Below are 19,196 nucleotides of genomic sequence, written 5' to 3'. Positions count from 1 at the left end.
AAGCGACGCCCGACGCGGCATTTATGCCGCGCGGGGCGTGCGCTTAGCTTTTCTGATCCGCGGTTCGACCAGCATGTCAGCCGCCGCCTTGATCTCCTGCCGAAGCTCATCGCGCTTCTCGTGGATCGAGGCGATGACGGGGCCCATCGCCACGCCGAGATCGACCAGCACCGCCTCGGCCAGTTGCAGCGAACTCTCCAGCGTCTCCGGCACGGCATCGGTGACGCCTGCACGGTACAGCTCGGCTGCATGCGCCGTATCTCGCGCACGCGCCACGATCGGCAGGTCCGGGGCCAAAGCCCGCACCCGCCTCGCCAGGCGTACCGTCAGCACCGGATCGTCCATCGTCAGGATCAACGCCTTGGCGGTATGCAGCTTCAGCCTGTCGACCAATTCCGCGCGCGCCACGTCGCCGAACAGCACCGGATGTCCCTGCGCCCGCGCTGCTTCGACCGAGTCGATATCCGCCTCGACCGCGACGTACTTCTGGCCATGAACTGCGAGCATGTCGGCGACCATCCGCCCGACCCGACCAAAGCCGATCACGACGGTTCCCGGCCCATCGTCGTCGATCTCAATATCGCCGGCGTCGGCACCTGACCGGCTTTCCAGTTGACGCGAGACGGTGCGGCCGAGCTTTGCCAGCAGCGGCGTGATCGTCAGCCCAATCGCAGTGACGGTCTGCCAGAAAGCGGCGGTCGACGGCAGGATCAACTGCGCCTGTGCGGCCGTTGCAAGCACGATCAGCGTGGTCTCGGAGGGGCTACCCATCAGCAAGCCCGTCTCGGCCGCGACCCCGCGCCGCGAATTGGCGACGCGCAGGAACAGGAACGTGACGATCGCCTTGGTCGCCACCACGCCCGACACCGCGAGTAGGAGCGACGGCCAGTTCTGCGCGATCAGCCGGAGGTCGAGGCTCATGCCCACCGTGATCAGGAACACACCTAGCGCGAGCCCCTTGAACGGCGCGGTGATGACCTCGACCTCGCTGTGATATTCGGTCTCGGCGATCAGCAACCCCGCCAGCAGCGCGCCAACGATAGGCGACAGTCCGGCGGCCGTTGTCGCGACGCTCGCTACGATCACCACCAGCAGCGACGCGGCAAGGAAGAGTTCAGGGCTCTTGGTGCGCGCGGCCTGCCCGAACAGCCGGGGCAGGACGACCCGCCCGCCGATATACATCGCGACGACGGTCAAACCACCGCGCAATGCCACGCCGGCGATGTTCGACCAGCCGTCTGCGCTCGCAGTCGGTGCCAGCGCACCAAGCACGAAGATGATCGGGACGAGCGCCAGATCCTCGAACAGCAGCATCGCGAACGCTCCCCGACCGACCGCACCCGTCGTGCCGACGAGCGGTAGGACTAAAGCTGTCGAGGACAGCGCGAGCGCGAACCCGAGCCCTATCGCGCCTGCCCATTCCTGGCCGATGAAGTGCAGCGCCGTGCCGATGATCAGCGCCGAGCCGATCAGTTCGGCAGCGCCGGTACCGAATACGAGCCGCTTCATCGACCATAGCCGCTTGAACGACAGTTCGAGGCCGATCGAGAATAACAGCAGGATGATACCGAACTCGGCGAACGGCTCGATCGACTCTGGGTTCGAGATGGTTAGGTAATACAGCCACGGCATAGAGCCGGTGAGCGAGCCCAAGCCGGCGGGGCCGACCAGCAGGCCGACCAGGATGAAACCGATGACCGGGCTAACCCGGAACCGCGCGAACGCGGGAATGACGAGGCCCGCCGCGCCCAGAATGACGAGCGTGTCGCTGAAACCTTGATTGTCGAGCCGTAATGCCATGCTACGCTTAGACCAGCCTTGCGGCGGGGCGGCTAGGCTGTTTGTGTCGTAGAGGGGCGAAACGCCATGCACGTGCGAACACCGAAACGGGCATGGACGCTATGGATCGTCGGGATCGCGCTGGCCTGCGCGCCGATCCCGCTGATCATGTACCACAGCCATCTCTATTATGCGGAGGGCGGCACAAGCGTCGACGGACCGGCGATGCTCTTGATGTCTGTGATTATGACTAGCTCAGGTTGGGGCGCCATCTGGCTGCTGATCCTTGCGCCCTACCTTGTCGGCTATCGCGGGGCGGGACCGCTGACGCTTGGCGTCGGTGCCACTTTCTCGTCGATCCTGTTGTCGACGATCGCATTCGGTCTGACGGGGCTTTTCCTATGGCTTGCGTGCGCCCAGGTCGAATTCTGGAAGCTGTCCCGCATACCGTTCACTGCGCATCTGATCGGCTGTGCCGTGTATTTCCAGTATCTCCGCGCCGCGGTGGTCAACCGGAGCTTACGCGTCGGATCGCGGTGAATGAGACCGGGCGGCGTCGCACCGCCCGGCCATCAGTTCAGGCCCAGTTGGCCATTTCCGTCTCGAGGTTGGACCGCACCTGCTCGAAGAACTGCTCGGTCGTCATCCAAGGCTGGTCGGGGCCGATCAGGATCGCGAGATCCTTGGTCATGTGCCCGTTCTCGACCGTCTGGACGCAGACACGCTCGAGCGTCTCGGCGAACTTGGTGACGTCGGGCGTATCGTCGAACTTGCCGCGATACTTCAGGCCACCGGTCCACGCGAAGATCGACGCGATCGGGTTGGTCGAGGTCGCCTTGCCCTGCTCGTGCATGCGGAAGTGCCGCGTGACGGTGCCGTGCGCGGCTTCGGCCTCGACGGTCTTGCCGTCCGGGGTCAGCAGGATCGAGGTCATCAGGCCGAGCGACCCGAACCCTTGCGCGACCTGATCCGACTGGACGTCGCCGTCATAGTTCTTGCAGGCCCAGACGAACTCGCCGTTCCACTTCAGCGCCGATGCGACCATGTCGTCGATCAGGCGATGCTCGTAGACGATGCCCGCTTCCTTGAACTTGTCCTTGAACTCGGCCTCGAACACCTCGGCGAAGAGGTCCTTGAAGCGGCCGTCATAGGCCTTGAGGATCGTGTTCTTGGTCGACAGATACACCGGCCACTTCAGGTTGAGGCCGTAATGCATCGATGCGCGGGCGAAATCGCGGATCGAATCGTCGAGGTTGTACATCGCCATCGCGACGCCGGCCGACGGGAACTGGAACACCTCGCGGTCGATGACCGTGCCGTCGTCGCCTTCGAAGACGAGGCGCAGCTTGCCCGGGCCGGGGACCAGATAGTCGGTCGCGCGGTACTGATCGCCGAATGCGTGACGGCCGACGACGATCGGGTGCGTCCAGCCCGGGATCAGGCGGGGCACGTTCTTGATCACGATCGGCTCACGGAAGATGGTCCCGCCGAGGATGTTGCGGATCGTGCCGTTCGGCGACTTCCACATCTTCTTCAAGCCGAACTCGGTCACGCGCTGCTCGTCGGGCGTGATCGTCGCGCACTTCACCGCGACGCCGTGCTTCTGCGTGGCGAGCGCGCTGTCGATCGTGACCTGGTCGTCAGTCGCGTCGCGATGCTCGACGCCGAGATCGTAATAATCGAGCTGGATGTCGAGATACGGCTTGATCAGGCGTTCGCGGATCCATTCCCAGATGATCCGGGTCATCTCGTCGCCATCGATCTCCACGATCGGATTCTTTACCTTGATCTTCGCCATATCCGGGTCCTTCGGGGGAGGGGTTTGGTGAGCGTCTAGGGGAGCATGCCGCGGCGATCAACCGCTGGCCAACCGTTGGTGCTGTAAGGAAAAGCCGGTTCATCGTTGTATCGCGCGTCGTGCACGGATAGACCCGCAGGTTATGGCATCGCTCGACAAGCCGCCCGTCACGACCTCCACGGTCAAATGGCGATTTCCCGCAGTCCATCCGGAGGGCCACAAATACGTCGCGATCGCGACCGGCATCACGCTGTTGCTGACGATCGTCAGCCACGTGCTGTTCTGGCCGATGGTCGGCGTCGTGATCTGGGTCGCGACGTTCTTCCGCGATCCGATCCGCACCACCCCACAAGGCGAAGGCCTGATCGTCGCGCCTGCGGACGGGCTGATCACGATGATCCAGCGCGTGCCGATCCCGCGCGAGCTTGCCGGCGAGAACGGTCTCGGCGACGCACCGCTGGTCCGTGTGTCGATCTTCATGTCGGTGTTCGACGTGCACATCAATCGCACGCCGATCGCCGGTACGATCCGCCAAGTGGTCTACATTTCGGGCAAGTTTCTCAACGCCGACCTCGACAAGGCGAGCGATGAGAACGAGCGCCAGCATTTCGTCGTCGAGGACCGCAACGGCATGCGGATCGGCTTCACGCAGATCGCCGGCCTGGTCGCGCGCCGCATCCTCGGCTTCGTGAAGGCGGGCGACATGGTCGCGGTCGGCCAGCGCATCGGCCTGATCCGGTTCGGTAGCCGAGTCGACGTGTACCTGCCCGATCATGTCGTGCCGCAGGTGTGTCTGGGCCAGCGCAGCATCGCGGGCGAGACCGTGCTTGGTCGCGTCGGTGGCGTTCCGGTCGGTGGTATCGCGCAGTGATGGACCGCGACGGTTCGACCGATTCGATCGAGGAGCGGGGCCGGGGGCGCTTCGGTCGCACACGTCGTGCACCGCGCGGACTTCCCCTGCGCGCCGTCGCTCCCAACGCAGTCACCGCGCTAGCGCTGTGTTCAGGCCTGAGTGGCGTGCGATTCGCGATCGGTGGTCAATGGGAAAGCGCGGTCGCGATGATCATGGTCGCGGGCGTGCTCGACGGCCTCGATGGTCGGATTGCCCGGATGCTGCATGGCGAAAGCCGGTTCGGTGCCGAGCTTGATTCGCTGTCCGACGCGATCTCGTTCGGCGTCGCGCCTGCGTTGATCGTCTATCTCTGGTCGCTGACGGCGTTGCCGCGCGTCGGCTGGATCTGCTCGCTGATCCTCGCTGTGTTCTGCGCGCTGCGTCTCGCACGCTTCAACGCCAAGATCGACGAGAGCCACCAGCCGCACAAGTCCGCGGGTTTCCTAACCGGCGTTCCGGCTCCGGCCGGCGCGGGACTCGCGCTGATGCCGATGTTCTTCTGGTTCTGGACCGATGAACCCAAATTCGCGTCGCCGTATTTCGTGGCGCCCTGGGTCGCGTTCGTCGCGCTACTGATGGTGTCGAGTATCGCCACCTACTCGTGGAGTTCGGTCAAACTCCGCAGCAACATCCGGTTCGAGGCCATTGCGCTCGTCGTATTGCTAGGCGCTGCCATCGTGAGCGCGCCATGGCATACGCTCAGCATCATCTGCGTGCTGTACCTGCTCTCGATGCCGTTCAGCATCGCCAGCTATGCCAAGATCAGGCGGCAGCGTTCCAGCGGCGGGCGGGCACAGGAGCCGACGTCGAAGCCCAGCGCCTGACCGCGATCCGGCGCTCCGCAACGGCCAGCGTGCGGAGCGGCTGGAACGCGGGTTCGACGTTGCCCATCGCGAGGCGCACGATACGATCCCACTGCGGTGCGATCGACGAGACGATCATCATGCCCGCGACCGCGAATGCACCAGCAAAAACCATGAAGCTCAGAACCAACATCACGTCCGCCTTCCTATGAGTTGCGAACAAATTCCTAATATCCGCAAACACTTGGTCAGAAACATCGTTCCACTCGTCGCATTTCGAATCCCGCCCTACCGGGGTGATTCCGCGCCGAGTCGAACATCTGTTCCCCTCTGAGCCCTTTATGTTCTCATTGCGTTCCGTGAGTCAAGCGCGCTTGGTGTGATTGCTTTTCGAATTAAGCCACGCTAAGGGCCGCGCCTCTAACCCCGCATGGGAGGCATCATAGCCCGGTGCGTCACGGTCTTCGGCCACGACGTCATCCGCTTCCCAGAGGCACAACCGGAAGGATATATCCCTATGGCGGCTCCAGTCGTCTCCATGCAGCAGCTCATCGAAACGGGCGCGCATTTCGGCCACCAGACTCATCGGTGGAACCCAAAGATGAAGCCTTACATCTTCGGTGATCGTAACGGCGTCCACATCCTCGATCTTTCGCAGACCGTGCCGCTGTTCGCGCGCGCGCTCGAATTCGTCTCGTCGGCTGTTGCCGGTGGTGGCAAGGTCCTGTTCGTCGGCACCAAGCGCCAGGCGCAGGATCCCGTCGCGGACGCAGCGCGTCGCTCGGGCCAGCACTTCGTCAACCATCGCTGGTTGGGCGGCATGCTCACCAACTGGAAGACCATCTCGGGTTCGATCAAGCGTCTCAAGACGCTCGAGGAAATGCTGTCGGGCGACACCGTCGGCCTGACCAAGAAGGAAGTCCTCCAGCTCACCCGCGAGAAGGACAAGCTCGAGCTTTCGCTCGGCGGCATCCGCGACATGGGCGGCATTCCCGACGTGATGTTCGTGATCGACGCGAACAAGGAAGAGCTGGCGATCAAGGAAGCGAACACGCTGGGTATTCCCGTCGTCGCGATCCTCGATTCGAACGTGTCGCCGGACGGCATCGCCTTCCCGGTTCCCGCGAACGACGACGCAGCCCGCGCCATCCGCCTGTACTGCGAGGCGATAGCGATCGCAGCGACGCGCGGCGGCCAGGAGCAGCAGCGCCGTACCGGTGCCGACATCGGCGCGATGATCGAGCCGCCGAAGGAAGAGGCACTGAGCGCAGACCCGGTCGTCGAGGCCAGCGCGCCGACGAGCGAGTCGGCTGCGAACGCCGACATCGCTGCCGAGCTGGCAGCCGAGGGTGAGCGCCAGATCGACGCATAAGCGTCGTCGCCGAACCGTCATGCGGGCGGGGTAGGGCGAAAGCTCTGCCTCGCCCGCAACCATATTCAGACCTAAAAAGGATTAGAGACATGGCCGATATCACGGCAGCAATGGTCAAGGATCTGCGCGAGAAGAGCGGCGCGGGCATGATGGATTGCAAGAAGGCGCTCAGCGAGAACGCCGGCGACATGGAGCAGGCAATGGATTGGCTGCGTACCAAGGGGCTCGCAGCCGCCGCCAAGAAGTCCAGCCGTACCGCGGCCGAGGGCCTGGTCGGCGTCGCCGTGTCGGGCACCAAGGGCGCAGCGGTCGAAGTGAACTCGGAGACCGATTTCGTCGCCAAGAACGACCAGTTCCAGTCGTTCGTCCGTGACGTGACGCAGATCGCTCTGGCGACCGGCGGCGAAATCGAGGCGCTGAAGTCGCAGGCGATGCCATCGGGCAAGACCGTCGAGGAAGTCCTGACGAACAACGTCGCGACGATCGGCGAGAACCAGTCGCTGCGCCGCTCGCGCACGCTGGAAGTCAGCAAGGGTGCGGTCGTTCCGTACATTCACAACGCAGCGGCCCCCGGCCTCGGCAAGATCGGCGTGCTCGTCGCGCTCGAGTCGGAGGCTTCGGACGAGGTTCTCCAGGCGCTCGGCAAGCAGCTCGCGATGCACATCGCAGCCGCGTTCCCGAAGGCGCTGAACGAAGCCGACCTCGACGAGTCCGAGATCGAGCGTGAGCGCGCGATCGCGACCGAGAAGGCCGCCGAGTCGGGCAAGCCTGCCGACATCATCGCCAAGATGGTCGAGGGCGGCATCGCCAAGTATCGCAAGGAGCATGCCCTGGTCAGCCAGCTGTTCGTGATGGACGGCAAGACCAAGATCTCCGACGTCGTCGCCAAGGCCGGCAAGGATGCAGGGACCGAGATCAAGCTGGTGGACTATGTCCGCTTCCAGCTCGGCGAAGGCATCGAGAAGGAGCAGTCCGACTTCGCAGCCGAGGTTGCTGCTGCATCGGGCGTGCCCCAGGCATAAGCTGACTTCCTCCCTCGCCCCAACGGGGAGGGGGAAGGGGCCCGCTCGGCTCTTGCCGAGTGGGAAGGGTGAGGGGAGTGGCGAGGTCTCGAACCTCACGCCCCCTCATCCGGCCCTGCCGGGCCACCTTCTCCCCGAGGGGAGAAGGATAGCGGGGCAGCCTTCGTGCTGCTCCGTCATCCCCGCGCAGGCGGGATGCATTTGCTCGCACTCAACGAACGTAATGTTTCGGCGCTTGACCTACCCCCGATTTGCAGGACGTATTAAGTCTTGCAGGGAAGAGGGTACGTATGGTCGTAGTTCGAAATTTGGCGCGTGGGCTATTAATTGCCGGCTTGGCGATAACCCAATCTACGGCCGCTCAACGCAAACAGCCCGTCATTCCGCCGCCTGTAGTTGTGACGCCACCACCGCTCATGCCGCGGTTCCAGTCGACGAACGAGCAGTTCGGTGATTGGACGATCTACCCGGTAGGGAAGGGGGCTTGGGCAACGACGAAGAACGCATCCGGTTCGGCGTTCGGCGTCGTATGCACCGGGGACTGTACGACGTTCTTCAACTTGCAAACAACGTGCGTTGAGAGCCACGAATATCCAGCGCTTATCAATTCCAGTGCGGGGTCATTCACGGTCCAACTGAAATGCAAGATATGGGAGAAACGTTACCTTCTAACGATGCCGCTGAATGATACGCTGATCGACTCTCTCTCGATCGGCGGTGAGTTGGGCGTCGCTTTACCGCTTGAGAGTGGCAAATTTAATGTGGGTAGGTTTTCTATGACTGGCGGTTTGCGAGCAGCAACTCGAGCGCTGGATATAGCCAAGATCCGCGGGAGTGCGGGCGATAACAAAGCCCTGAAGGACTATAGCCTCTAGCCGTACGTTCCGGTGCAACGATCGGTGCCTTTCGTTGCTGGTGTCTACTTCGATGCCAGCGATCCGTCCGGACGCCCGCCATGTGGGTTCCCGCCTTGCGGGAGTGACGGCAATTTCATGATCAGCGCTTCCCGTTAAGAAGGAATTCTGTTTCATCGTCGCCCGAATGCGATGGACGCGCCGCACAGCGCTTCACATCCCGGGCCTCGCCGCCTAAGGTCCGCGCCGCCCCGCCAATCAATATTCGAGATTTATGACGCCTCCGCGCTACAAACGTATTCTGCTGAAACTGTCGGGCGAAGTCCTGATGGGGCCGTCCGGCCTGTCGATCGACCCGACGGTCACCGCGCGCGTTGCGCAGGAGATCGCCGACATCAAGGCCAAGGGCTATGAGATCTGCATCGTCGTCGGTGGTGGCAACATCTTCCGCGGCATGGCGGGCGCGGCACGTGGGATGGACCGCGCGACCGGCGATTACATGGGTATGCTCGCGACCGTGATGAACGCGCTCGCCGTGCAGAACGCGCTGGAGCAGATCGGCGTCGACACGCGCGTCCAGTCGGCGATCCCGATGGCGTCGGTGTGCGAGCCGTTCATCCGCCGCCGGGCCGAGCGTCACCTGGAGAAGGGTCGCGTCGTGATCTTCGCGGCGGGGGTCGGCAGCCCTTATTTCACCACCGATTCGGGCGCCGCTCTGCGTGCTGCCGAGATGAAGTGCGATGCGCTGTTCAAGGGCACTTCGGTCGACGGCGTCTATAACGCCGACCCGAAGACGCACCCGGACGCAGTGCGCTACGAAACGGTCACGTACAGCCGCGTGCTGTCCGACGACCTCAAGGTCATGGACGCGAGCGCGATCGCGCTGTGCCGCGACAACAACATCCCGATCGTCGTCTTCAACATCCGCGAACCCGGCAATCTCGCCGCGGTGCTGGCGGGTGATGGCGTGTCGACGATCGTCCAGAACGAGCAGGAGCTTTAAGATGGCCGCATACGACAAGACCGACCTCGAACGCCGCATGGCGGGTGCCGTCGAAGCGCTGAAGAGCGATCTCGCAGGCCTGCGCACGGGCCGCGCGTCGACCGCGCTGCTCGATCCGGTGATGGTGACGGTGTACGGCTCGTCGATGCCGCTGAACCAGGTCGCGACCGTGTCGGCGCCCGAGCCGCGGATGCTGTCGGTGCAGGTCTGGGACAAGTCGAACGTCGGCCCGACCGACAAGGCGATCCGCTCGGCCGGCCTCGGGCTCAACCCGATCGTCGACGGCCAGACGCTGCGCCTGCCGATCCCCGACCTCACCGAGGAGCGCCGCAAGGAGCTCGCCAAGCTTGCCGGCCAGTATGCCGAGAAGGCGCGCATCGCGGTCCGTAACGTCCGTCGCGACGGCATGGATTCGCTCAAGGTCGACGAGAAGAAGGGCGTGTTCGGTGAGGACGAGCGCAAGCGTCACGAGACCGAAGTGCAGAAGCTGACCGACAGCATCATCGCCGAACTCGATGCGACCGCGACCGCCAAGGAAAAGGAAATCCTGGGCAAGTGAGGTTGCAGGCCTCCTCGGCCGCGCCGCTCGCTGCTGTTCCTGTGGGCGCCGTTCCTGCAGGCGGGGCGGTGCCGCGTCATGTCGCGATCATCATGGACGGCAATGGCCGCTGGGCGAAGAAGCGGTTCCTGCCGCGCTTCGCCGGGCACAAGGCCGGCGTCGAGGCGGTGCGCAAGGTGACGCGCGCGGCGCGGGCGATGGGGATCGAGGCGCTGACGCTGTACGCGTTCTCGTCGGAGAACTGGCGGCGCCCGGCCGAGGAGGTCAGCGACCTGATGGGGTTGCTGCGGCATTTCATCCGCAGCGACCTCGACGAACTCGCGCGCGAGAACGTCCGGCTGCGCGTGATCGGCGACTACCACAGCTTTTCGCCCGATCTGGTGGCGATGGTGGATGACGCCATCGCGCGGACCGCGGGCAATACCGGGCCGATTCTGGCGATCGCGCTGAATTATGGCGCGCATGCCGAACTGGTGACCGCCGCGCGGCGTCTGGCGGAGCGGGCGCGTGATGGCGGGCTGGATCCGGCGAGGATCGATGAGGCGACGATCGAGGCGGAACTCGATACGCACGACCTTCCTCCGCTGGACCTCATGATCCGGACGTCGGGTGAGCAGCGCTTGTCGAACTTCCTGTTGTGGCAGGCGGCGTATGCGGAGCTCCTGTTCGTCGACACGCTCTGGCCTGACTTCGACGCCGCCGCGCTCGCCGATGCGGTCGCGGCGTTCGGTCAGCGCCAGCGTCGCTACGGTGGCCTGTGAGTCTTACCGATCCTGAAAAGGCGCCCGATCAGGCGTTGCGCACGCCGTCCAATCTCCAGCTCAGGATGATCGCCAGCGTCGGCATGATCGCGGTGGCCAGCCTTGCGCTGACGCTCGGCGGGATTGCGTTCTGGGTGCTAGGCGTGGTCGCCGCGGTGTTCATGATGGCGGAATGGTCGATGCTCCAGGGCGCCGACGCCAAGACCAAGCGGATGACGCAGTTCGCGCTGTCGGTGCCGCTCGCGTTGATGGCCCCCGCGTCGCTCATCCTCGTGATCCATGATTTCTTCACGCTGGGGCTGCTTGTGGGGGCGGCGTTCTTCGTCGTCATCACGACGCGAAAACCCAAGCTGGCGCTGGGCACTATCTATTGTGGCCTTCCCGTGTTCGCGCTGATGATCATCCGGCGGCAGGACGAGGGCATCCTCTACACGCTGTGGGCGCTGTCGCTGGTGTGGGCGTGCGATATCGGCGCGTTCTTTACCGGGCGCACGCTGGGCGGACCCAAGCTTGCGCCGGTGATCAGTCCGAACAAGACATGGTCGGGGCTGATCGGTGGTGTCGTGCTCGCGGGCGCGGTCGCGGCGGTGCTACACACGCAATACGGCCTGCCGATGCGGATGACGCTGGCGACGCCGTTGCTCGCCGTGCTCGCGCAGATGGGCGATCTTTACGAGAGCTGGTTGAAGAGAGTGGCGGGCGTGAAGGACAGCGGCAACATCCTGCCCGGACATGGCGGCGTGATGGATCGGCTCGACGGGCTGGTCCCGGTCGCGCCGGTCGCGGCGTTCCTCGTCCTGCTCCCGCATTTCTACGCATGAAGAGCGTCACGATTTTGGGCGCTACCGGTTCGGTCGGTACCTCGACGCTCGACCTGATCGAGCGGGAGCCCGATCGGTTTCGTGTCGTCGCGCTGACGGCGAATTGCGATGTGGCGAAGCTTGCCGCCGCGGCGATCCGGACCAAGGCCGAGTTCGCCGTCGTCGCGGACGAGCGCTGTCTTCCCGAGCTTCGTGAGGCGCTGGCCGGCACGGGGATCCGCGCAGGCGGCGGTGTCGAGGCGATCATCAAGGCGGCGTCTTCGGGCGCGGACTGGACGATGGGGGCGATCGTCGGTTGTGCGGGATTGAAGCCGGTGATGGCGGCGATCGAGCAGGGCGGTACCGTGGTGATCGCCAACAAGGAGCCGCTGGTCTCCGCCGGCGACGTCATCCTCGCTGCGGCGAAGCGGACTGGCGCGACGTTGCTTCCTGCCGATTCCGAGCACAACGCGATCTTCCAATGTTTCGACGCGACTCGTCCAGAACGTGTGCGGCGGATCATCCTGACGTGCAGCGGCGGGCCGTTCCGCGACTGGACGACCGAGCAGATGCGCGGCGTGACGCTGGAACAGGCGGTCAAGCATCCCAACTGGTCGATGGGCGCGAAGATCTCGGTCGATTCGGCGACCTGCATGAACAAGGGCCTCGAGCTGATCGAGGCCGCGCGGCTGTTCCCGATTGCGCACGACCGGATCGAGATCGTCATCCATCCGCAGTCGGTGATCCACAGCCTCGTCGATCATGTCGACGGGTCGGTGCTGGCGCAGCTCGGGCCACCCGACATGCGGACGCCGATCGCGCATACGCTGGCCTGGCCGGACCGGATGGCGACGCCGATGGCCCCGCTTGACCTGGTCGCGATCGGCCGGCTCGACTTCGAGGCACCCGATCCGGTCCGCTTCCCTGCGTTGCGGCTTGCCCGCGAGGCGCTCGATGCAGGTGGCGCGCGGCCGGCAATTCTCAACGCCGCCAACGAGGTAGCGGTCGAGGCCTTCCTGCAACGTCGCATCGGCTTCCTCGAAATTGCCGCAATCGTCGAACATACGTTGTCGTGTTATGACCCGGCCGCGCCGGACAGCGTCGATGCCGTGCTGGCGATCGATGCCGAGGCGCGGATCTTGGCCGGTGAGCGTGTGAAGGATTACGCGGTTTGATCGAAACACCCGGTGTCCTGCTGACCATATTGTCGTTCGCCGCGGTGATCGGCCCCCTCGTGTTCGTACACGAGATGGGACATTACCTCGCTGGGCGCATTTTCGGGATCAAGGCGGATGCCTTCGCGATCGGCTTCGGCCACGAGATCGCGGGCTTTACCGACAAGCGCGGCACGCGGTGGAAGTTCGGTTGGCTGCCGTTGGGCGGTTACGTGAAGTTCGCTGGTGATATGAACCCGGCCAGCCAGCCCTCCGCGGAGTGGCTGTCGCTCCCCGCCGAAGAACGCCAGCGTACGTTCCAGTCGAAGCCGGTATGGCAGCGCGCGATCGTCGTTGCAGCCGGTCCGGTCGTCAATTTCGTCGTCGCGATCCTGATCCTCGCCGGCTTCGCGTTCGCCTATGGCGACATTCGGATGCCGCCGATCGTCGGCGGCACTGTTCCCGGTAGTGCCGCCGCAGCGGCAGGCCTGCAGGCGGGCGACCGGATCACCGGCATCGGCGGCCGGTCGGTCGAGACGTTCGACGATATGGCGCGCTATGCCCGCATCCGCGCTGGCGAGCGGACCCGGATCGACGCGGTCCGCGGCGACCGGGCGCTATCGCGCGACATCGTCATCGGCACCGAACTGCAGCGCGATCGCTTCGGTAACGAATATCGAATCGGTCGCCTAGGCATCGCCGGCAGCAAGCCGATCATCGTCACCGTCAGCCTGGTCGAGGCGCCGGTCATCGCGGTAAAGCGGACCGGCGAGATCGTCTCGATGATGGTCGAGACGTTGGGGCAGGTCATCACCGGACGCCGTTCGGTGAAGGAACTCGGCGGACCGCTCAGCATCGCCAAGGTCTCGGGCGAGCAGATGTCACTCGGCCTCGACGCCTATGTCTTCCTGATCGCACTCGTGTCGATCAATCTGGGGTTCATCAACCTGCTGCCAGTGCCCATGCTGGATGGGGGCCATTTGTTCTTCTATGCGATCGAAGCGGTGCGCAGGCGCCCGGTCGAGCCGCAGGTTCAGGAATGGGCGTTTCGTGGCGGCCTTGCGGCAATCCTCGCGCTGATGTTGCTCGTGACCTTCAACGATCTCGGCAATTTTGGGCTCTGGAAGAACTTGGCCGGCTTGATCGGCTGACGACGATAGGGCAGGGCGGGCGCGCCTTGTATGTGCACGTTTTTAAGGTGGGTTTGGTGACAGCGATCAACGGTTACGATTTCGCGCGTAAGGGCGCCCTGCTGCTTGCAGGAACGATCCTGTCGGGCGTCCCCGCCTTTGCGCAGACGGCACCCGCCGCCTCGCCTTCAACAGCGCCTGCCGGAACGGTGACGCGGAACGGTGCGACGCGAGTCGCTCCGCCGGTAGTAACGCCCGTCGGCGCGCCGGTATCCGTGCGGACGATAAAGACTTTGCGCGTCGAGGGATCGCAGCGCATCGAGGGCGAGACGGTGCTCAGCTATACCAAGCTGCGCGTCGGCATCCCCTATACCGCCGAGACGCTCGATCAGGCGCTGAAGGATCTCCAGGCCAGCGACCTGTTCGCGGATTACTCGATTGCAGGTGTCGAGGACGGCAATATCGTCCTGCGCGTTCGGGAGAACCCGATCATCAACCGCGTGATCATCGAGGGCAACAAGGCGCTAAAAAGCGACAAGATCACCAAGGAGATCAAGCTCGCGCCACGCCAGATCTTCACGCGTACCGCGGTCCGCCAGGATATCGCGCGGATCATCGAGCTGTATCGTCGCCAGGGCCGCTTCGCCGCGGTGATCGATCCGAAGATGGTCAACCTCGACCAGAACCGCGTCGACGTGGTGTTCGAGATCAGTGAAGGCCCGAAGTCCAAGGTCCGTCAGATCAACATCCTCGGCAACGAGGTGTTCTCCGACGACCAGATCCGCGGCCAGATGGCGACCAAGCAGTCGCGTCTATTCCGCCTGCTGTCGTCGGCGACCAGCTACGATCAGGATCGCCTGTCCTACGATCAGCAGAAGCTCCGCCAGTTCTACCTGACGCAGGGCTACGCCGATTTCCGCGTGACGTCGGCGGTCGCCGAGCTGACGCCGGACAAGAAGGACTTCATCATCACGTACGTGGTGGAGGAGGGCAAGCGCTACAAGTTCGGCGACGTCACCGTCGACAGCCAGATCCGCGACTTCGACAACACCAAGCTGGCGGCCACGCTGCCGCTGAAGAAGGGTGACTGGTACAACGCCAAGCTGGTCGAGGATTCGGTCGACAACCTCAGCCAGACCGCGGGCCTGTTCGGGTACGCGTTCACCGAGGTGAATCCGGAGTTCCAGAAGGACGCCGAAACGCTGACGATGGGGATTAATTTCAACATCGCCGAAGCCAAGCGTACCTATGTCGAGCGTATCGACATCAACGGCAACACGCAGACGCAGGACAAGGTCGTTCGTCGCGAGATCCGTCTGGCGGAGGGCGACGCGTTCAATAGCTTCCAGGTCAAGCGCTCGCAGGATCGCATCAACTCGCTGGGCTATTTCGCCGACAAGATGGAGATCAAGCAGCTCCCGGGCTCCGCGCCCGACCGCGTGATCCTCGAAACCAACCTCGAAGAGAAGTCGACCGGCGAGCTTCAGTTGTCGGCCGGCTATTCGAGCCTCGAGCGGTTCATCATCCAGGCGAACATCACGCAGCGCAACTTCCGCGGCAAGGGCCAGGAACTGCGCGCCGGCGTCAACTATTCGAGCTACTCGAAGTCGATCGAGCTGGGCTTCACCGAGCCGTATCTGTTCGACAAAAACATCGCAGTCGGTGGCGACATCTTCCGCCGCGACTATAACTCGTTCAACTATGTCGGTAACGATCGTCAGACCAACTATTCGCAGGTCTCGACCGGCTTCCAGCTTCGTGCCGGCGTGCCATTGACTGAATTTTGGTCGCTTTCGGCACGCTATGGTCTGTCCTACGACGAGGTTAGCCTCGATAGCCAATATCTGAACGCAAACGGTTCATGTAACCTCGAAGTGGCGGGCCGATATCTGTGCGAAGCGATCGGTAACCGTTGGACGTCCTCGGTCGGCTACTCGATCAGCCGAGATACATTGAACAGCCGCCTTCGTCCTACTGCGGGTTCACGTTTTTCGTTCAGCCAGGATTTTGCCGGGCTGGGTGGGGACGTGAAGTATCTGCGCACGCGACTCGAGGGCTCCAAATACGCCAACCTTGGCAGCGGGTTTATCGGATCGATCGTCGCAGAAGGCGGGTACATCCATCCTCTCGAGAGCAGCCCAGGCCCCGGGCGAGACCCGATCCGTATCACCGATCGCTTCTATCTCGGTGAGCCGCAGTTCCGCGGCTTCGACATTCGCGGCGTAGGCCCCCGTGTGTTGCGCGCCGGCTACGTGATCGCCGCCGATGGCTCGCAGTCGGTCCAGACAGATCGCGATCAGATCCAGGACGATGCACTCGGTGGCCGTGCCTATTACCTCGCGCGTGCGGAAATCGAGATTCCGTTGGGATCCGGTGCACGCGAACTGGGTCTGAGGCCATCGATCTACGCACAGGTGGGTAGCCTGTTCGGTATCAAGAAGCCGCTTCCGACGTTCAATTATGATCAGGCTAAAAGCGCGGCCGGTGCACTGCTGTTCAATGCGGATGGTTCGCCGACGTTGCTGCAAAACCAGTATAAGGACAGCGGGGATAATCCGCTCTACTTGACGCCGGAAGTTGCGGCGACTGCGACGACGCCGGGCATAGCATCTGTTCAGACGATCTGCCCCGTCGGCGTGATAGCGGCCGGGGCGACGACGTGTTCTGGTACGACCGCCAATGCGCGGTATCTCAATCCGAACATCTATCAGGAAACGTTCCTTGGAAACTCGGCCAAGCCGCGTCTCTCGGTAGGTATCGGTGTCAACTGGAACTCGCCATTCGGTCCGCTGCGGATCGATCTCGCCAAAGCCTTGCTCACCCAGAAGGGTGACGACCCCAAGCTTATTACTTTCAACGTAGGGACACAGTTCTGATGACGACGTTCAAGACGCTTCTCCTCGCCGCAGCGCTCGTTGCGCCTGCCGCCATGACCGCGACCGCTGCCGATGCACAGGTTTCGGGCATCGCCGTCGCCGACGCGCAGGGTGCGATCGCCAACTCGAAGGCCTGGAACGCCGCGCGCGCCCAGATCGAGACGACCTACAAGGCGCAGCTCGATCAGGCCGAGACGCGCCGCCAGGCCGTGGCTCGCGAGCTCCAGCCGCTGGTCACCGCGTTCCAGACCGCACAGCGTGCACCGGGCGCGACCGACGCGTCGCTGCGTCCGCAGGCTCAGGCGATCCAGACGCGAGAGACCGCGGCGAACCAGGAACTTGCTCGCCTGACGCAGCCCGCTCAGCGCGCGCAGCAATACGCGATCGAGCAGATCCAGGCGAAGCTCAGCGACGCCGTGACGGCCGCGGTTCGCGCCAAGAACGTCAGCCTGCTGCTGCGTCCCGAGGCCGCGCTGTTCGCACAGCCGACTGCCGATATCACGCCTGCGATCACGACCGAACTCGACCGTCTCGTACCGTCGGTCAGCACCGCCGTGCCGGCAAACTGGCAGCCGAACCAGCAGGGTGGCCAGCAGCAGGGCGCCGCGCCGGCTCCGGCCGGTCGTGCGCCTGCCGCCACGCGCACGCCGCAGGGTCGCTAAGTCACACCGATGACCGAGACTGTGAACGACAGGGCAAAGGCTAGCCTGGGTCCGCTCGATATCGGGCGCGTCATGGCCGCGTTGCCGCATCGCTATCCGCTGCTGCTGGTCGATCGTGTCGAGGATCTGATCCTCGACACATCGATCACCGCGATCAAGGCGGTGTCGATGAACGAGCAGTTCTTCCAGGGGCATTTCCCTGGACGCCCGATCATGCCGGGCGTGCTGATCGTCGAGGCGATGGCACAGGCGGCGGGGATTCTCGCCGTCGAGTCGCTGGGTCTCGCGGGTTCGGGCAAGCTCGTCTATTTCATGGCGATCGACGGGGCGAAGTTCCGCAAGCCGGTCGAGCCAGGCGTTTTGCTGAAACTCGAAGTGACCTTCGTCCAGAAGCGCAGCTCGGTGTGCAAGTTCGCCGGCCGCGCGCTGGTCGACGGACAGCTGGTTGCCGAGGCGAACTTCACGGCGATGATCGCCGACCCGCCGAAAGCCTGATGTGAGGCTCTAGCCTCGCATTGTTGTAAATTCGGGCGCGTCCGTGTACGAGCGCGCCTTCCTTTTCAGGCTGGTCGGAACCAGCCACATACGGAGAATTCCCATGAAGGCCGATACGCACCCTGATTATCACATGATCACCGTCCAGATGACCGATGGCAGCAAGTACCAGACTCGCACCACCTGGGGTAAGGAAGGCGATGTGATGACGCTCGAGATCGATCCGCTCGCGCATCCCGCATGGACCGGTGGCCGTGGCACGATGCTCGATACGGGCGGCCAGGTCGCGCGCTTCAACAAGCGTTTCGGTGGCGGTCTCACGCTCCGTAAGTAAGCTAAAGCCCCGGAATGGATTGATACTAATTCATTCCGGGGCCTTTTATTAAGACGGCGTTAGGGATCGACGGCTAAATTTGGGCTCGCAAGGACGAGGACCCCATGTTCGCCGCCGACTTCGAACCCGCAGAGCGCAAGTCCCGGCGCAGCGCACTTCGCGCTCCCGTTTCGCTCGATGTCCGGATCGGTAAGACCGGCCGCACACTTTGCAGAGTGATCGACATCTCGGTCCACGGTGCACGACTTCAAACCTATTCGGCGCTCAAGCGCGGTACCAGCATCTGGCTCAACCTTCCGCAAATCGGGCAGGTCGTTGCCGAGGTAATGTGGGCCGATGACTACACGGCGGGTTGCAAGTTCCACACTCCCCTGCCGGCGTCCGTATTCGAAGCGCTGGTCGCTACTGCGTCCGCAGGCTGACGCGTTGCCGAGTGGACGTGCCGCCGTCCGCCACATTTCTCCTCACCTCTCCTCACGAAATTTTCGTGCAGAATGAAGCTGGGCGCTCGATCGGTTTGCCCCGTCGGGGAAGGGGGGGGCTGCCTCGACGCCCAGCTGGTCTGCATTGGCGAGGTCAGCTTTTGTCCGGAACGCGCTAGTGGCGAGCCATCGCCCATGCAGGAGGTGCGAGAGGGCGCTGCTGGACGCCTCGGCGTCATTTTTCCAAAAACCGACCTCAAACTGTAAAATAGCGTTTGACGGGTCGGGGAGGTGGCCCTAGAGGGGTGTCACCGCAGCGAACGGCCACACGGTCTGGACGCAGCGGTCGCAAGAAAACCAGATGCTCCAAATCTTCCGCAAGGGAGGTTATGCGAGTGTCGGTATTTTTGTCGGCTCTTTGACATTGTAGGTTAAGATGAAGGGACATGTGGGCGGCGGCTTGCGGTTTCCGGGCTCCTC

At 63.7% G+C, this 19,196-nt stretch carries 19 protein-coding genes; 16 read left to right on the top strand and 3 right to left on the bottom strand.

The window, feature by feature from the left end; translation table 11 throughout:
- Positions 1-21: 21 nt before the first annotated feature.
- Entirely contained in the window at positions 22-1,800 is a 1,779-nt protein-coding gene (locus C8J42_RS16385) for a cation:proton antiporter (RefSeq protein ID WP_056065986.1), read from the bottom strand.
- A 66-nt stretch (positions 1,801-1,866) separates the two neighbouring features.
- Between C8J42_RS16385 and C8J42_RS16380 the strand changes: the two genes are divergently transcribed.
- Entirely contained in the window at positions 1,867-2,319 is a 453-nt protein-coding gene (locus tag C8J42_RS16380) for a hypothetical protein (protein ID WP_056065989.1), read from the top strand.
- Positions 2,320-2,356: 37 nt separating this feature from the next.
- Here the strand turns inward: C8J42_RS16380 and C8J42_RS16375 are convergent, their stop codons facing one another.
- Entirely contained in the window at positions 2,357-3,577 is a 1,221-nt protein-coding gene (locus C8J42_RS16375) for an NADP-dependent isocitrate dehydrogenase (protein ID WP_056055940.1), read from the bottom strand.
- Between the two features lie 142 nt (positions 3,578-3,719).
- Between C8J42_RS16375 and C8J42_RS16370 the strand changes: the two genes are divergently transcribed.
- Together C8J42_RS16370 and C8J42_RS16365 are read left to right on the top strand one after the other, a co-directional pair.
- Entirely contained in the window at positions 3,720-4,448 is a 729-nt protein-coding gene (locus C8J42_RS16370; RefSeq protein ID WP_056489534.1) for a phosphatidylserine decarboxylase, read from the top strand.
- The gene (locus tag C8J42_RS16365) at positions 4,448-5,293 is read left to right on the top strand and encodes a phosphatidylcholine/phosphatidylserine synthase (RefSeq protein ID WP_133020919.1); all 846 of its coding nucleotides are present in this window, start codon (positions 4,448-4,450) and stop codon (positions 5,291-5,293) included. The genes C8J42_RS16370 and C8J42_RS16365 overlap by 1 nt, the downstream gene beginning before the upstream one ends.
- On the opposite strand, the gene C8J42_RS16360 is transcribed toward C8J42_RS16365, so the two are convergent.
- Positions 5,232-5,465, bottom strand: coding sequence for a hypothetical protein (locus C8J42_RS16360; RefSeq protein WP_056489532.1), 234 nt, complete (start codon positions 5,463-5,465; stop codon positions 5,232-5,234). The genes C8J42_RS16365 and C8J42_RS16360 overlap by 62 nt on opposite strands.
- Positions 5,466-5,789: 324 nt before the next feature.
- Between C8J42_RS16360 and rpsB the strand changes: the two genes are divergently transcribed.
- The 13 genes from rpsB to C8J42_RS16295 all read left to right on the top strand — a co-directional run bounded on the left by rpsB (position 5,790) and on the right by C8J42_RS16295 (position 18,716).
- Positions 5,790-6,644: a 30S ribosomal protein S2 gene (rpsB, locus tag C8J42_RS16355; RefSeq protein ID WP_133020918.1), complete on the top strand. Its 855-nt coding sequence runs from the start codon at positions 5,790-5,792 to the stop codon at positions 6,642-6,644.
- An 89-nt stretch (positions 6,645-6,733) separates the two neighbouring features.
- Complete coding sequence (gene tsf / locus C8J42_RS16350; RefSeq protein WP_133020917.1) at positions 6,734-7,666, top strand: translation elongation factor Ts; 933 nt, start codon at positions 6,734-6,736, stop codon at positions 7,664-7,666.
- Positions 7,667-8,794: 1,128 nt separating this feature from the next.
- A complete protein-coding gene (pyrH, locus tag C8J42_RS16345) occupies positions 8,795-9,523 on the top strand; it encodes a UMP kinase (protein WP_107954783.1) in 729 nt (242 codons plus the stop codon).
- 1 nt (position 9,524) lies between these two features.
- Positions 9,525-10,082 (top strand): ribosome recycling factor, encoded by a 558-nt coding sequence (frr, locus tag C8J42_RS16340; RefSeq protein ID WP_056055952.1) that lies wholly within the window; start codon positions 9,525-9,527, stop codon positions 10,080-10,082.
- A gap of 41 nt (positions 10,083-10,123) precedes the next feature.
- Complete coding sequence (locus C8J42_RS16335; RefSeq protein ID WP_279388758.1) at positions 10,124-10,843, top strand: isoprenyl transferase; 720 nt, start codon at positions 10,124-10,126, stop codon at positions 10,841-10,843.
- Positions 10,844-10,908: 65 nt separating this feature from the next.
- Entirely contained in the window at positions 10,909-11,664 is a 756-nt protein-coding gene (locus C8J42_RS16330; protein WP_133020980.1) for a phosphatidate cytidylyltransferase, read from the top strand.
- Positions 11,661-12,818 (top strand): 1-deoxy-D-xylulose-5-phosphate reductoisomerase, encoded by a 1,158-nt coding sequence (locus C8J42_RS16325; protein ID WP_133020916.1) that lies wholly within the window; start codon positions 11,661-11,663, stop codon positions 12,816-12,818. Before C8J42_RS16330 ends, C8J42_RS16325 begins: the two co-directional genes overlap by 4 nt.
- On the top strand, positions 12,815-13,948 hold the full coding sequence (locus C8J42_RS16320; RefSeq protein ID WP_120301422.1) for a M50 family metallopeptidase: 1,134 nt from the start codon (positions 12,815-12,817) through the stop codon (positions 13,946-13,948). The genes C8J42_RS16325 and C8J42_RS16320 overlap by 4 nt, the downstream gene beginning before the upstream one ends.
- 53 nt (positions 13,949-14,001) lie before the next feature.
- Complete coding sequence (gene bamA / locus C8J42_RS16315) at positions 14,002-16,803, top strand: outer membrane protein assembly factor BamA (protein ID WP_243644545.1); 2,802 nt, start codon at positions 14,002-14,004, stop codon at positions 16,801-16,803.
- Positions 16,803-17,465 carry an OmpH family outer membrane protein gene (locus C8J42_RS16310; RefSeq protein ID WP_120301393.1) on the top strand — a complete coding sequence of 221 codons (663 nt, stop codon included), beginning with the start codon at positions 16,803-16,805 and terminating at the stop codon, positions 17,463-17,465. The genes bamA and C8J42_RS16310 overlap by 1 nt, the downstream gene beginning before the upstream one ends.
- A gap of 9 nt (positions 17,466-17,474) precedes the next feature.
- Positions 17,475-17,960 (top strand): 3-hydroxyacyl-ACP dehydratase FabZ, encoded by a 486-nt coding sequence (fabZ, locus tag C8J42_RS16305; RefSeq protein ID WP_120301394.1) that lies wholly within the window; start codon positions 17,475-17,477, stop codon positions 17,958-17,960.
- Between the two features lie 103 nt (positions 17,961-18,063).
- Entirely contained in the window at positions 18,064-18,294 is a 231-nt protein-coding gene (rpmE, locus tag C8J42_RS16300) for a 50S ribosomal protein L31 (RefSeq protein ID WP_055880673.1), read from the top strand.
- 104 nt (positions 18,295-18,398) lie between these two features.
- Positions 18,399-18,716: a PilZ domain-containing protein gene (locus C8J42_RS16295; protein ID WP_056066020.1), complete on the top strand. Its 318-nt coding sequence runs from the start codon at positions 18,399-18,401 to the stop codon at positions 18,714-18,716.
- The last annotated feature ends 480 nt before the right edge of the window (positions 18,717-19,196 follow it).

This window comes from Sphingomonas sp. PP-CE-1A-559 (genome assembly GCF_004340965.1).
Classification (GTDB): domain Bacteria; phylum Pseudomonadota; class Alphaproteobacteria; order Sphingomonadales; family Sphingomonadaceae; genus Sphingomonas.
This window is presented reverse-complemented; position numbering and strand designations above follow the sequence as displayed.

Coding starts and splice junctions, on each gene's coding strand:
- frr (WP_056055952.1), top strand. CDS start 9,525: ATGGCCGCATACGACAAGACCGACCTCGAACGCCGCATGGCGGGTGCC.
- C8J42_RS16380 (WP_056065989.1), top strand. CDS start 1,867: ATGCACGTGCGAACACCGAAACGGGCATGGACGCTATGGATCGTCGGG.
- C8J42_RS16295 (WP_056066020.1), top strand. CDS start 18,399: ATGTTCGCCGCCGACTTCGAACCCGCAGAGCGCAAGTCCCGGCGCAGC.
- C8J42_RS16365 (WP_133020919.1), top strand. CDS start 4,448: ATGGACCGCGACGGTTCGACCGATTCGATCGAGGAGCGGGGCCGGGGG.
- rpsB (WP_133020918.1), top strand. CDS start 5,790: ATGGCGGCTCCAGTCGTCTCCATGCAGCAGCTCATCGAAACGGGCGCG.
- fabZ (WP_120301394.1), top strand. CDS start 17,475: ATGACCGAGACTGTGAACGACAGGGCAAAGGCTAGCCTGGGTCCGCTC.
- C8J42_RS16385 (WP_056065986.1), bottom strand. CDS start 1,800: ATGGCATTACGGCTCGACAATCAAGGTTTCAGCGACACGCTCGTCATT.
- tsf (WP_133020917.1), top strand. CDS start 6,734: ATGGCCGATATCACGGCAGCAATGGTCAAGGATCTGCGCGAGAAGAGC.
- C8J42_RS16310 (WP_120301393.1), top strand. CDS start 16,803: ATGACGACGTTCAAGACGCTTCTCCTCGCCGCAGCGCTCGTTGCGCCT.
- C8J42_RS16325 (WP_133020916.1), top strand. CDS start 11,661: ATGAAGAGCGTCACGATTTTGGGCGCTACCGGTTCGGTCGGTACCTCG.
- pyrH (WP_107954783.1), top strand. CDS start 8,795: ATGACGCCTCCGCGCTACAAACGTATTCTGCTGAAACTGTCGGGCGAA.
- C8J42_RS16360 (WP_056489532.1), bottom strand. CDS start 5,465: ATGTTGGTTCTGAGCTTCATGGTTTTTGCTGGTGCATTCGCGGTCGCG.
- C8J42_RS16370 (WP_056489534.1), top strand. CDS start 3,720: ATGGCATCGCTCGACAAGCCGCCCGTCACGACCTCCACGGTCAAATGG.
- rpmE (WP_055880673.1), top strand. CDS start 18,064: ATGAAGGCCGATACGCACCCTGATTATCACATGATCACCGTCCAGATG.
- C8J42_RS16330 (WP_133020980.1), top strand. CDS start 10,909: ATGATCGCCAGCGTCGGCATGATCGCGGTGGCCAGCCTTGCGCTGACG.
- C8J42_RS16375 (WP_056055940.1), bottom strand. CDS start 3,577: ATGGCGAAGATCAAGGTAAAGAATCCGATCGTGGAGATCGATGGCGAC.